The sequence below is a fragment of the Bacteroidales bacterium genome (assembly GCA_035353855.1).
Classification (GTDB): Bacteria; Bacteroidota; Bacteroidia; order Bacteroidales; family CG2-30-32-10; genus DAOQAK01.
Map to the genome: position 1 here is coordinate 1 of DAOQAK010000038.1, position 14,980 is coordinate 14,980.

At 34.5% G+C, this 14,980-nt stretch carries 11 protein-coding genes; 7 read left to right on the forward strand and 4 right to left on the reverse strand.

The genetic code is table 11. The features are described 5' to 3' along the window. Together PKK00_10420 and PKK00_10425 are read left to right on the forward strand one after the other, a co-directional pair. Positions 1–3,470: M4 family metallopeptidase (locus PKK00_10420; protein ID HNW98811.1), on the forward strand; the 3,470-nt coding region annotated here is incomplete at its 5' end. Between the two features lie 224 nt (positions 3,471–3,694). Beyond that, positions 3,695–4,882, forward strand: coding sequence for a two-component regulator propeller domain-containing protein (locus PKK00_10425; protein ID HNW98812.1), 1,188 nt, complete (start codon positions 3,695–3,697; stop codon positions 4,880–4,882). Between the two features lie 79 nt (positions 4,883–4,961). On the opposite strand, the gene PKK00_10430 is transcribed toward PKK00_10425, so the two are convergent. Genes PKK00_10430 through glmM form a run of 4 tightly spaced genes read right to left on the reverse strand, consistent with a single transcriptional unit; the run spans position 4,962 to position 8,288 of the window. After that, positions 4,962–5,201, reverse strand: a complete 240-nt coding sequence (locus PKK00_10430; protein HNW98813.1) for a hypothetical protein — start codon at positions 5,199–5,201, stop codon at positions 4,962–4,964. Between the two features lie 38 nt (positions 5,202–5,239). Continuing rightward, complete coding sequence (locus PKK00_10435; GenBank protein ID HNW98814.1) at positions 5,240–5,749, reverse strand: lipocalin family protein; 510 nt, start codon at positions 5,747–5,749, stop codon at positions 5,240–5,242. Further along, positions 5,749–6,867, reverse strand: coding sequence for a cysteine desulfurase family protein (locus PKK00_10440; GenBank protein ID HNW98815.1), 1,119 nt, complete (start codon positions 6,865–6,867; stop codon positions 5,749–5,751). The genes PKK00_10435 and PKK00_10440 overlap by 1 nt, the downstream gene beginning before the upstream one ends. A gap of 29 nt (positions 6,868–6,896) precedes the next feature. Continuing rightward, entirely contained in the window at positions 6,897–8,288 is a 1,392-nt protein-coding gene (gene glmM, locus PKK00_10445) for a phosphoglucosamine mutase (GenBank protein HNW98816.1), read from the reverse strand. Between the two features lie 215 nt (positions 8,289–8,503). On the opposite strand from glmM, the gene PKK00_10450 reads away from it, so the two are divergent. The 5 genes from PKK00_10450 (at position 8,504) to PKK00_10470 (ending at position 14,980) form a co-directional block, all read left to right on the forward strand. After that, positions 8,504–9,904, forward strand: coding sequence for a tetratricopeptide repeat protein (locus PKK00_10450; GenBank protein HNW98817.1), 1,401 nt, complete (start codon positions 8,504–8,506; stop codon positions 9,902–9,904). A gap of 4 nt (positions 9,905–9,908) precedes the next feature. Next, positions 9,909–10,712, forward strand: coding sequence for a phosphosulfolactate synthase (locus tag PKK00_10455; protein HNW98818.1), 804 nt, complete (start codon positions 9,909–9,911; stop codon positions 10,710–10,712). Between the two features lie 3 nt (positions 10,713–10,715). After that, positions 10,716–11,336: a DedA family protein gene (locus PKK00_10460; protein ID HNW98819.1), complete on the forward strand. Its 621-nt coding sequence runs from the start codon at positions 10,716–10,718 to the stop codon at positions 11,334–11,336. A 127-nt stretch (positions 11,337–11,463) separates the two neighbouring features. Then, entirely contained in the window at positions 11,464–13,017 is a 1,554-nt protein-coding gene (locus tag PKK00_10465) for a T9SS type A sorting domain-containing protein (GenBank protein HNW98820.1), read from the forward strand. A gap of 487 nt (positions 13,018–13,504) precedes the next feature. Then, positions 13,505–14,980, forward strand: coding sequence for a glycosyltransferase (locus tag PKK00_10470; GenBank protein HNW98821.1), 1,476 nt, complete (start codon positions 13,505–13,507; stop codon positions 14,978–14,980).

The window sequence follows — 14,980 nt, forward strand, 5'->3', positions numbered from 1 at the left end:
GGATAATTTTTGCTGCCAAAAATAATACTTCTCCCCATTTATTTTATGTGAGCCATAATTCTGATGAAGCGATGCTGAAAAAAATCACTAATGATCCAAAAGCTACCTATTATCCAAAAGGAAAATCTGTTTATGTAGAAGATAAAAACAATAAAGGAACTTATAAGTTGACATATCGTTTTGACATCTATGCAAGTAAGCCGATGCAAAGGAAATATGTTTTTGTAGATGCTCAAAATGGAAATGTAATTCTTGATATTAACCGGATTCACAATACTGACGTACCAGGCACAGCTGTTACCAAATATAGCGGAACACAACCCATAATGACTGATAGCACAGCTGCTGGCAGTTACCGCTTACGCGAAACAACAAGAGGTAACGGTATCGAAACGTACAATATGAAAACAGGTACTGCATACGGGAGTGCTGTTGATTTTACCGATACTGACAATTATTGGAATAATGTAAACACCGAAAAAGACGAAATTGCAACCGATGCACATTGGGGCGCAGAAATGACTTATGATTATTATAAAAATACTTTTAACAGAAATAGTATTGATGGAAACGGGTTTAAACTTATAAGCTATGTTCATTATGATGTTAATTATGATAATGCCTATTGGGATGGAACCTGCATGACATACGGTGATGGTGATGGAAGTACATACACTCCTTTTACTGCACTTGATATTTGCGGGCATGAAATCACACACGGTCTTGATGAAAAAACTGCTAATCTCACTTACCAGGACGAATCAGGTGCATTGAATGAAGGCTTCAGTGATATTTTTGGATGTGCTATTGAATGGTATGCAAAGCCGGCAACCGCCAACTGGACAATGGGTGAAGATATAGGAACTATTATTCGTTCGCTATCAACGCCAAAAGCATATTCATGTCCTAACACATACGGAGGTAGTTTCTGGTATACAGGGACACAGGATAATGGCGGAGTTCATACAAATAGTAGCGTAGTAGGTTATTGGTATTATTTACTTGCGCACGGAGGAAGCGGTACAAACGATAACAGCATTTCATACAATATTACGGGGCTGGGAATGAATGCAGCTTCAGAAATAGCATATCGTACCTTAACTGCATATTTACCAAGTTCTGCAAATTATGCTGATACACGTTATTATTCAATAGTTGCAGCTATTGATTTATATGGCCCATGTTCACCTGAAGTTGAAACTGTTGCAAATGCATGGTATGCTTGCGGTGTAGGTGGCCCATACGATTCAACAGTTGTTGCTGGTTTCACTCCATCATTTACCACTTTCTGTACTATTCCTGCTGAAGTAACTTTCACAAACAGCAGTACGAATACAAACATTTATCATTGGGATTTCGGCGATGGAACCACTGATACTTTAATGAATCCGATACATATATATAATTCATATGGTAAATTTACAGTTACTTTAATCGCAGGTGGAAATTGCGGTGCTGATACCATTGTTAAAACTGAAATTATTAATGTAGATTCATTAAATCCGTGTAGTACAAATATGCCAGAAACAGGAACTGCCGCAAATCAAACAGCATGTTCCGGAATACTTTTCGATAGCGGCGGAAGTGATAATTATCAGGATGAGACTAACAGTTCAATCACTATTCAACCTACTGGAGCTGCAAATATTACCTTAACTTTTTCAGAATTTGGATTTGAAAAAGATTACGACTACCTTAAAATATATGATGGCAGCAGCATATCTAACCCTCTTATAGGTAGCTATACTGGAAATACATTACCGAATGGAGGAACAATAACTTCAACATATGGAGCAATTACAATTGTTCAAACTTCAGATGTGCAATTAAACGATATTGGATTTATATGCCAGTGGCAATGCCATTATCCTACTACTCCACCTGAAGCAAATTTCCAAAATGATACTATTTCATGTACAGGAGAAGTTAAATTTTTGGATTTAACTACTAACGGTCCATTAACATGGTTATGGAAATTTGGCGACGGCGACACTTCTACATTACAAAATCCAACACATTTGTATGTTAATGATGGAACATATGATGTTCAGCTTATAACAGGAAATACTTTAGGCTACGATACTCTTACAAAAACAATGTGTGTAACTGTTGACAAACCTGTTGATCCCACAGCTACTTCAGCATGGAGATGCAGCCCGGGTTCTGTAACATTAACTGCAAGCGGCAGTTCATCATTAAGCTGGTTCGATGCACCAATTGGCGGAAATTTAGTTTATGTAGGTAATACTTTTATTACTCCTTATCTTAATAACACAACTACTTTTTATGTTCAGGATGTTGTTGCTGCTCCATCGCTACATGTAGGTCCTGCAGACAATAGTATGGGTAATGGTTCCTATTCATACAGCACTACTCAAAGATATCTTGTATTCGATTGTTCTAATGATATTGAAATTGCATCAGTGCTGGTTTTTTCAGATTCCAGTTTTACACGAACTATCTCATTAGCTAATTCAAGCGGAACAATATTACAGGATACCGCTATTTTGATTCCCGCAGGGCAAAGCAGAGTATATATTCATTTTCCTGTTCCGGCAGGTACAGGCTACAGGCTTATAGCAAGTACTTCTAACGGGTTATTCAGAAATCAGAATGGAGCAGTATATCCATATACACTACAGGATATCGTTTCAATAACCGGTTCAAACTCACAAATCGCAACAGCATATTATTATTTTTATGATTGGGAAATTGTAGGTGGAAATTGTGCAAGCAACAGAGTACCATCAGTTGCGACAATACATTTACCGGCGCCAACAGTAACACCATCAGGAATTGTAAAAATATGTGATGGCGAATCAATAACACTTACATGCCAGCAAGCCGATTCATACTTATGGTCTCCCGGAGGTCAAACTACTCAATCGATTTCTGTTAATACAGAAGGCTTCTATACCGTATTAGCTACAGATAGTATTTGCTCTACTCCTTCCGACTCTGTAGAAGTAGAAGTAGTAAACAATCCACCAATAGCTTCGTTTACAAATACAGCAAACTTCCTGAATGTTTCTTTTACCAATGCTTCTACTAACAGTGATTCTAGTTACTGGAATTTTGGCGATGGTGCTACTTCACAACTTGTAAACCCTACTCACACGTATGCTGCATCAGGAACATATACCGTAACATTGATTACAGAAAATGTTTGTGGCACGGATACATTCACTGTATCAATTACAGTTGAAGGAAATGGCATATCAGAAAATTCCAGTAATTCCGGTTTTGTGATTTATCCTAATCCATCAAATGGAACATTTATAATTGATGCATTGAATTTTAATAGCACTATCAATTATTCTGTTTATGATTTATTAGGGAATATTATAAAATCAGGCATTATAAATAATTCTAAAACTATTATCGATTTGGAAGGAACTCCAAAAGGAATTTATTTTATTCGTTTATCTAATGAAACCATTAATAATGCTTCACGCATAATTATACAATAGTTGCTTTGTGTTTAATTTAAAAGCCGTAACAGAATTTTTTGTTGCGGCTTTTTTATTTATAGAAATGAGAAACTTCAAAGTATTTCATAACAATACTCTTAACATTTATCTTTAAAATCCATCATTTATCAACTCGTTTCAACAAGGTAATTATTTTTTTGTTTTTTATTGTAAATAATATAATATTTGCCGCATAAAAGGATTTATAACTGTCAAAATAAATTATGAAAAATATTTTTTCTCTTATTGGTTTGTTCTTAGTATTTCAAATGAACATAAATGCCCAGATATGGACAACATATACTACCAGTAATGGTCTGGTGTATAACAAAGTGAATTCAATAACTATTGATAAGCAGGGAAACAAATGGATAGGAACATGGAATGGCGTATCGGAATATAACGATACAAGCTGGGTAACATATAATGGTATCAATGGACTTGCAAGTAATTTTGTAAATGTAATTGGTGTGGATTCTATCGGCAATAAGTGGTTTGGCACTAATGGTGGTGCAGGTTTATCTGAATACAACGACACAACATGGACAACATATACAACTTCAAACGGATTAGCACACAATAATGTTTTTGCAATAGCTTTTGATTCGCTTGGTAATAAATGGTTTGGTACGCCTAATGGTGTTTCGTTTTATGATGGAACAAACTGGGAAACTTATAACATTATTGATGGATTGGCAAATAATAATGTACTATCAATAGCAATAGACAAGCAGGGAAATAAGTGGTTTGGTACATACGGTGGTGGTGTTTCCAAATTTGATGATACCAACTGGACTAAATACTTTTCTCTAAATGGACTGTCGAATGATAATGTATTTTGTATCGCTATTGATGAGCAGGGAAATAAATGGGTTGGTACCGAAGTCGGATTAAATAAATTTGATGATGTTTCATGGAAAAGATATTCTACCGATAGCGGATTGGTAAATAACACCATTCAGTCAATTGCTATTGCACCGGATGGATCAATATGGTGTGGTACACCTTCCGGTGTTTCAAAATTCAACAACCATACATGGACTACATTCACTACTGCCAGTAGTGATTTAGTCAACAACAACGTATCTTCAATAGCTGTTGACAAACAAGGTAATATTTGGTTCGGTACGCAAGGTGGTGTCTCAAAATTAAGTGGAGTGAATGATATCATAGAGAATGAACAAGAAGCATTAAGTATTACACTATATCCCAATCCTGCACAAGATGAAATATTTATTAATAATCATCAACATATTGAAAATATTATGGTCTACGATATAAATGGAGCGTTTATTTGTGAAGGGAAAATAAAAAATAATAAAATTGATATTTCAGGTTTAAATAAAGGTTTTTACTTTTTAAAAATTTATTCCAAGAATTTTACATCCACGTTAAAATTTATCAAAATATAAGATTCAGGAATATCCTTAAAGCTATTTAAAATTTATTTATCTATTCTTTGGAAACACGCTCAGTTGATCTCAGAATGGATTAATCCACTCCATCCAGATCAAAAATGCTCATTTGGTTTTCGCTTACAATATTATCTGTTGGGATATCGTAATGCCTGTCGAGATATTCTTTTATTGCTTTACGGGTAAGTTTGTTTAATGTAAGCTTATGAGCATTGCAATACAACTCCAGCATTTTTTTTTGCTTATCGCTTATCTTAAACTGAAGCTTGCGGTATTTAATTTTAGGTCGTTTCTTTTTACGTTTGCGCTGAACCATATATTTCTGTATGGCTAGTAAAATTAATAATTTTATTATTAACTACAAACATGAACTGTTTTTACCAGTTTTGAAATATCGAAATCATTATTTTTCAAAAACTCCAAAATAGAATTATATTTTTCTTCACTGATTTTTTTATCTCTCGCAAGTATCCATAAATACTGCCTGTTCGGGTGCCCAACCACAGCAATACTATAATCATTTTCTAAATATATAATCCAATATTTTCCTTTGAATGGCCAGAAAAACTGCACTTTCAGTTTTGAATTTCCTGTACCTTTTACAATAAAAGCTTTCCCTTCAACTTTTTTCTGTTTACCATCAACGGTACATGTATTCACTACTTTCACATAATTTTTACTTGTAGTAAAATATTCTGCCGAACTACATGAACAGCCTTTCTGGAAAACTTGTGGGAATGCGGCAATTTCATACCATTTCCCGGCATACTTTTCAATATCAACATTATTCACCGTTTGCAAAGGCTTGTATTGTTTACACGAGAAAAGAGATAAAGCAATTATCATATAAAATATTTTTTTCATTATAATATCTTTTTCAATATTTCAATGGTTTTTTCAATTTCTTCAACAGTATTGTATTTACTGAATGAAAAACGAATAGATGTTCTGTCTTCCGGCGATTTTATTTCTCTTAAAACATGCGAAGCGCTTATACTTCCCGAATTACATGCGCTTCCACCTGATGCGGCAATTCCTTCAATATCGAGATTATATAGAAGCATATCCGATTTTTTTGTTCTCGGAAATACAACATTTAAAATATGATAAATCCCGTTTTCTTCCGATTCTCCATTAAAAGCAACATCTGGAATATTTTTTTTCAGCAACTGAACCATATTTGCTTTCAATGATTTTATTTGTGAAATATTTTTATCAAGGTTGCGATGTGCCACTTCAAATGCTTTTGCTAATCCTGCAATACCATAAATATTTTCAGTACCCGAACGCATATTCCTTTCTTGTCCGCCACCATGCAACATAGGCTGAAGCTTTACACCTTCACGCAAATATAAAAAACCAATACCTTTCGGTCCATGAAATTTATGAGCTGAACATACAGCGAAATCAACATTAATATTCCTCAGGTCATTTACAATCTTTCCCATCGACTGAACCGTGTCGCAAAGAAATAATGCATTATTTGAATTACAAATATTGGCTACATCTTTTATTGGAAGTATATTTCCAATCTCATTATTTACATGCATTAAACAAACCAACGATTTCTCTTTTCCTTTCAGCAATTCTTCCAGGTGATTTAAATTTATATTTCCTTTTTTATCAATATTCACAAAGGAAATTTCACATTTATTTTCTTTCCGATAATTTTCGGCAGCATGTAAAACGGCATGATGTTCAATAGGACTGGTAATAATATTTCTGACTCCCAGGTCATTTACACAGCTTCTGAAAACCATATTTATACTTTCGGTTCCGCAACTGGTAAAATAAATTGATGATGGTGAAACGTTCAGCAGTTTCGCAACCATATTCCTTGAATCTTCAATGATAACCCGCGCTTCGCGTCCTAAAGTATGAACAGAAGAAGGATTACCAAAATGCTTTTGCATAACCCGAGTCATTTCATCAATAACCTCTTTGTCGAGAGGCGTGGTTGCTGCGTTGTCGAGATAAATCATTTATGATTTTATATTTTGAAATTTTGATTTTATTCTTTAATAATTTCTTTTATATCCTGGATTATTTTTTTTGCAAGTGTTTCGGCTTTTGCTTCCGAATCGCTTTCAGCATAAATCCTTATGATGGGTTCGGTATTCGATTTTCTTAAATGAACCCAATCCTTTTCAAATTCAACCCTAACGCCATCGATAGTGCTTATGGGTTGTTTGTTATATTTAACTGTCATCTTCTTCAAGATGTTGTCAACATCAATTCCTTTTTCCAATTCAATTTTATTTTTCGAAATAAAATAATTAGGGTAAGCATCACGTAAAGTTGAACATTTCATTTTTGATTTTGCAAGATGAGTAAGGAATAACGCTATACCAACTAATGCATCGCGACCATTATGCAAGTCAGGATATATCACGCCACCGTTGCCTTCACCACCGATAACTGCATCTTGTTTTTTCATCATTTCAACCACATTTACTTCGCCAACTGCCGATGCAAAATATTTCCCTCCATGCTTTTCAGTAACATCCTGCAATGCACGTGTTGAAGAAAGATTTGAAACCGTGTTACCTTTCTTGTTTTTCAAAATATAATCGGCAACAGCAACCAAGGTATATTCTTCGCCAAACATTTCACCATTTTCGCATATTATTGCCAAACGGTCAACATCAGGGTCAACAACAAAGCCAACATTAGCTTTACACTGAATAACTAATTTTGAAATATCTTCAAGATGTTCAGGCAATGGCTCTGGATTATGAGGAAAAACACCATTCGGCTCGCAATATAATTTTTCAATCATGGTAACTCCAAGCGCTTCAAGCAACGCAGGAATAGCAATGCCTCCCACCGAGTTTACACAATCAATGGCAACGCGAAATTTTGCCGCAGCAATTGCATCTTTATCGACCAGTGGTAATTCAAGAATTTTATTTATATGAGATATAAGTGCCGTATCGTATTGCTCAACTTTCCCTATTCTTTCTACCTCACAAAATGATACATCATCTTGCTCAGCAATTTCAAGGATCTTGTTCCCATCAGAAGCTGACAGGAATTCACCTTTCGAATTCAATAATTTCAGTGCATTCCAGTTTTTAGGATTATGGCTTGCAGTGATAATTATTCCGCCATCAGCTTTAAGCATGGCAACCATCATTTCAACCGTTGGCGTGGTTGCTAATCCAACATCAATAACATTTACACCCATTCCGGCTGCAGTTCCGCAAACCATATCACAAACCATAGGTCCGGATATTCGCGCATCACGTCCAATAATGATGCATAATTCTTTTTTATTCCCCTGCGTTTTCAGCCATGTAAGGTATGCTGCTGTGAATTTCACAATATCAGCGGGAGTCAGACCATTGCCTGCTTTACCACCAATTGTCCCCCTGATTCCTGAGATTGATTTTATTAGAGTCATATTTAAGCTTTATATGTGCAAAATTATATTTTTAAAAAATTAATATTCTTATTTCATTAATATTTATTAACATTAATATTTGTATTTCATTTTATATTCTGAAAACAAGGCTTTTATAAATTCATTATTCAATACTTAATATTCGATTTAAGATATTCATTTGATAGTTTTTCGTAAATTTGCAAACTATTTATAATTATTTAGTTTAATTGAATATGAGAGATTACGAAGGGCATGATGAAAAAGAAATGAAGATGCTTGCACACCGCTTTGATGAAATGCTAAAGTGTGGCGAACATTATTATTTCGATGTTAGTGAATTTGAAGATATTATTGAAAATTATTTTCAGGAAAACGATATTCGCAAACTTACAAAAGCTATTAACTATGCACAAGAACAGCATCCTGATTCCATAGTTTTTGTATTAAGGAAAGCACAGTTATATGCTTCGGTAAATAAATCGGAGAAAGCTTTGCAATTATTACAACAGGTTGAAGTGGTTGAACCCTTCAACAACGAACTGTTCATGACCAAAGGCGCCATTTACAGCCAGATGAAAAAGTATGACAAAGCTATTGAGGAATATAATAAAGCTACACAAGATGCCGAAGCGCTCGATGAAGTGTATATCAATATTGCTTACGAATACGAGAACTTGAATAATTTTGAAAAAGCCTTATATTATTTAAGGAAAGCCTTAAAAGTAAATCCTGAAAATGAATCGGCTTTATATGAAATTTCATTTTGTTATGAACAAAAAAACAAACTGGAAGAATCAATTCAGTTTTTCAATGAGTTTATTGATGATAACCCATACTCTTCCATTGCATGGTATAACCTGGGAATATCATACATGCTGGTTGAAGCTTTTGAAAAATCAATTGAAGCATTCGATTATGCCATTGCTATCAATCCCGGTTTTTCGTCAGCATACTTTAATAAAGGCAACGCACTGGTTTCGATAGAAAAATATCACGATGCAATTTCTGTTTACAGGGAAGTTCTCGACTCTGAATTCCCCGACGCGTATACACTTTATTATATTGGCGAGTGTTATGAAAATTTGAAGGAATACGATAATGCCATTGATAGCTACAGGAAAGCCCTTGATATCGACAACAACATTCCCGATGCATGGGTAGGTCTGGGTTCGGTGTTAGATGAAATGGGAAAAACCGAAGAAAGCATTAACAGCATACTAAAAGCGATTCAGCTTCAACCCATGAATCATGAATACTGGTATATCCTTGCAGATTACCAGGTAAAGGCAGGAAAAATTGACGATGCAATAATCTCCTATAAAAAAGTAGCATCATTTGATGGTGAAAATGCTGAAATATGGCTTGATTATTCCGATGCTTACATGAAACTTAATGATGTTGAAAATGCAATTGATGTGCTCATTAAAGGGATTGAACTTCAACCAACCAACATCAGTTACCGGTACCGGTTAGCTGCTTATCTTTTCTTAAGCGGAAATAATATTGAAGGATTTGAAACCCTTGAAACAGCATTACAACAAGATTATTCGCGGCATACTGAACTTTTTGAATATCATAATTCATTTACATTGAACCAGCATATTCTGGATATTATTGAACTTTATAAAAAATAAAAACATGAAAAACAACATTCTGAACTTTATTCCCGAAAGACCTTCCAAACCAAGGAAAAAGGGAGTCAATATGATGATGGATAAAGGGCTGAGCATCCGTGAAGTTGAAGATTTTATAAGTGTTGCAGGCGAATATACCGATTTTGCTAAACTGGGTTTTGGCACTTCAATGGTTATGAACGGTATTATTGAAACAAAAATAAAACTGTATAAAGAAGCAAATATTAAAGTATATCTCGGCGGAACTTTATTCGAAGCATTCATTATCCGTGACAAACTTGACGAGTACAAACGGTTGATCGATAAATTAAAAGTTGATGCCATTGAAGTTTCCGATGGCTCCATACTCATGGATCATGATGTGAAATGTAATTATATCAGCCAACTTTCAAAAACACATACTGTTCTTTCGGAAGTAGGCTCGAAGGAAGCTGGTATTATTACAGCTCCCAATAAATGGATACAAATGATGCAATCAGAAATTGATGCCGGATCATCATTTGTAATTGCCGAAGCACGCGAAAGCGGGACTGTAGGCATATACAGACCTAACGGAAATGCTCATGTAAGCCTCGTAACCAAAATCACATCAAAAATCGATAAGGATAAAATCTTGTGGGAAGCTCCTTTAAAATCACAACAAGTATGGTTCATCAAAGAGTTCGGATGTAATGTAAACCTTGGTAATATTGCTCCCAATGAAATCATACCATTGGAAACATTAAGGATTGGGCTACGCGGCGATACATTCTTCCAGTTTCTTCCTGATGAATTTCAGAAATTAAAAATAAAACCTAAAGCAAAATAACGAATGGGACTAACTGAATTTCTTGTACAATATATTGTTGCTTTTATTGAAAGCATGGGATATGCCAGTGTATTAATATTAATGATACTGGAAAGTATGATCATGCCTGTACCCAGCGAAGCGGTTATGCCATTCGCAGGATTCCTTGTTGAGTCGGGTCAATTCACATTTGCAGGCGTAATATTTTTTAGCACACTGGGAAGTATCATTGGTTCGTTGATATCTTATTACCTCGGATATTATGGCGGACGACCTCTTGTTGAGCGATTCGGGAAATATCTTTTCTTGGACCATCATCATCTTGATATCACTGAAAAATATTTCCATAAAAAAGGCGACATCACTATTTTTATCAGTCGTTTTATTCCTATCGTTCGCCATCTTATTTCAATACCGGCAGGCATAGGGAAAATGAATATCTGGAAATTTTGTATCTATACTATTATTGGTGCTGGAATGTGGAATGCTTTCCTAACTTACGTTGGAATAAAACTTAAAGAGAACTGGAACGAAATTCTTAAATACAGCAGTGTAATTGATATTGTTGTTTTAGGGTTGCTTGCATTTATTTGTATTTATGCAGCTTATAAACTACACAAAGCAAGAAAAAATAATAAAGTTTAATATACCGATATGGAAATGATTTGCAAAAATTTCGTATCGGCATAACAGAATCCAAGCACATTTTTACTTTACAAATCTGCTAAGATTCTTTATACAATATATTTTTTATTTATTAAAATAATTTATGATGAAAAAGATAAAATCATTTTTCACGCTATTATTATTTTTATTCGCCAACTGTTTATTTGCACAACCCGGAGCGCTCGACAGCGACTGGGATGCAGACGGCAAAATCACCACCGACTTCAATACGACTTATGATTTTTTATATTCACTTGCTGTACAAAGCGACGGAAAAGTAATTGCTGCCGGTTACCTGAATGCAGCAACTTCAGATTTTGCAGTTGCGCGATACAATACTGACGGAACATTAGATAACACATTCAGTGTTGACGGAAAAGTTACTACAGCTATCGGAACTGATGACGATCAAGCCTTTTCTGTTGCTTTGCAGGATGACGGAAAAATTGTTTTATGCGGAGCATCATTCAATAGTTCCGATTACGATTTTGCAGTTGTACGATACAATGCCGATGGCACGCTTGATAACACCTTCGATTCAAATGGAAGCACCACCACAGCAATAGGCACAGGAAACGACATTGCACAATCACTGGCAATTCAACCCGACGGAAAAATTGTTGCAGCAGGTTTTTCAATGAGTACTTCCGGTTGGGATTTTGCAGTTGTGCGCTATAACTCTGATGGGTCCTTAGACACAGACTTTAGCACCGATGGAAAAGTTACTACAGCAATAGGTACAACTGATGACAGAGGTTATGCTGTCGCCATACAACCTGATGGAAAAATAGTTGTAGCAGGGCTTTCATATAATGGCTCCGACATGGATTTTGCATTAGTACGTTATAATTCTGATGGTACATTAGATATTAATTTTGGAACGAATGGTAAAGTAACAACAGCTATTGGAACCGGTGAAGATGTTGCATTATCAATGGCGCTGCAAAGTGATGGTAAAATAGTTCTTGCCGGATATTCGTACAACGGTTCTACTCCAGATATTGCGCTTGCACGTTATAATTCTGATGGGACACTTGATACAGGCTTTAGCTCTGATGGTAAAGTTACCACTGATATTGCTTCTGAAGAAGACCGGGCATATTCTGTTAAAATTCAAGCGGACAATAAAATATTAGTCGGAGGTTTAACAAGCATTTCATCAAATTACGATTTTGCTCTTGTTAGGTATAATTCTGATGGCACACTCGACACCGATTTCAGTTCCGATGGCAAAGTAACCACAGCCATTGGCCCTTCACTTGATTACGCTTATGCAATGACAATACAACCTAACGGAAGAATTTTATTAGGTGGCATTTCAACGAATGGGAGCAATTACGATTTTGCAATCACACGTTATTTATCAGGTTTGAATATTGGAGTTGTTGAATTTTCAAAATCAGAAAAAAATATTCTTGTTTATCCCAACCCTATTCAGCAAAATTCAGTACTTGAATATACACTTGATAAAAATGAGAATATTTCAATTCGCATGGTTGATATGCAAGGTAAAACAGTAAAAACATTTATTGATAACGAAAAGCAGAATGCAGGTGATCACAAACAAAATATTTTTATTCCTCAAGAAATACCTGCCGGTTCATACTTTATAGTAATATCAAGCGAAAGCGGACAAGAAAAAATTAAAATTATAAAATAAAAATTTCACAAAATACCTTTAAACGACTGAATTATACTGATTCAGTCGTTTTTTATTGAAAAAATAAATCTATCGATAGGTTAACGATTTTTCATTCTTTAAAATAACAAAATGCTGGTTGTTCTTGTCATTTCTATCTTTTGCGAGAAATCTATTTATCAGCATTTTTATACTCGTTCTCATCAAGAATGCAAAAGCAAATTTGATTAGAACGAGTTATGCCTATTTATCCCGACTTGTCGCTGATAGGAACAAAATAAGAAAAATTCAAATCTGTTTCGTATCGGTATAATTACACTTTTTTTTGGGGTACCTGTTGTAGAGAAAGAAACACAAAGCACTCTGGTAAAATATTAAAATTCAATTAAAGAATTTTCGGAATAAAATCGTTTTCACCTTTACTGGTATTCAAGTATATTGATTTATCACATTTATTTCTTATATTTGAAAATTAAATATCAGCAACATTTGATTTTTGTGCCAATTTATGTTATATCTTTTTAGAATACTTGAAAAGTTAGTTATCATATATTTCTCATTATATTTCATTATTGATTTATTTCTTTTCATCTCTTCGCTTTTCATTCATAGAAAAATCAGGAAAAAAGAAAATACGAATTATAATTACAATTCCTACTCAATATCAATCATTGTTCCTGCATACAACGAAGAGGTATCAATAGTCGATTGTATTAAAATGCTTGCCAATGTAGATTATGAGAACTTTGAAATAATTGTTGTTAACGATGGTTCTAAAGACAATACCTTTAAAAAAATGCTTGAAGCATTTTCGTTAACTGAAATAGAATTTAATCTCCATACAAAAATTAAAACTAACACTATAAGAAATGTTTATCGCGACATCGATAACAAAATCATATTAATCAATAAAGTTAACGGGGGCAAAGCCGATTCGGTTAATGCAGGAATAAACCTCTCTACCAAAGACTATATCTGTACAATTGATGCCGATTCCATACTTGACGACCAGGCGCTGAAAAAAGTTATACAGCCCATGATCGATAATAAATTCAATTTTGTAACAGGCGGCTTCCTTGCCACTTCAAACGACCTGGTAATTTCTAACAATAAAGTTGTAAATCATAAAATGCCTAAAAATATTTGGGTGTTATGGCAAATCGTAGAGTATATCAAATCGTTCATGATTGCAAGGTTAAGCCTGAGCAAAGTAAATATGCTGCTAATTATGTCGGGAGCTTTTTCTTTGTTCAAAAAAAAGGATTTATTAGCAGTAGGCGGATTTCTTTCAGAATATAATAATCATCCTTATATATTAAAATCGCTCGGAGCAAAACATAAAACAGTATGCGAAGACATGGAAATTGTTATTCGCTTATGGAGGTATTACAAAGAAAATAAAATCAAAGGGAAAGCCTCTTTCCTCCCCGACCCTGTATGCTGGACAGAAGTCCCCGACAATTATAAAAACCTTTTCAAGCAACGTTCGCGCTGGCACCAGGGATTAGGTGAATCATTAAAGATTCACCGGAAAATTATGTTTGAACCAAGTTATGGTACTATTGGGTTACTGGCTATGCCATATTATTTTTTCTTTGAATTTCTTTCGCCTTTTATAAAATTATTCAGTCTTACTTTTCTGATTGCACTTTCAATATTCGATGTAATTGATGCCGAATGGATGTTACTTTTACTAATAAGTATTCTTCTTATAACAACAATAATCATGAGCGTTATAACCGTATTACTTGAAGCTAAAAGTAAAACAGAAATAACTGTTAACAGGAAAACCTTACGATACAATACTTTTACTGATTGGGTATGGTTATTAACCACAAGTATTATCGGAAGTTTTTCTTATGAATTTTTTAAAGTCGCTGCACAATTTAAAGGAATCATCAATATCATACAAAACAAAAACGAGTGGAATAAATTTGAAAGAAAAGGACTAAACACAATTGAACCCCCAACACAAATTACATAA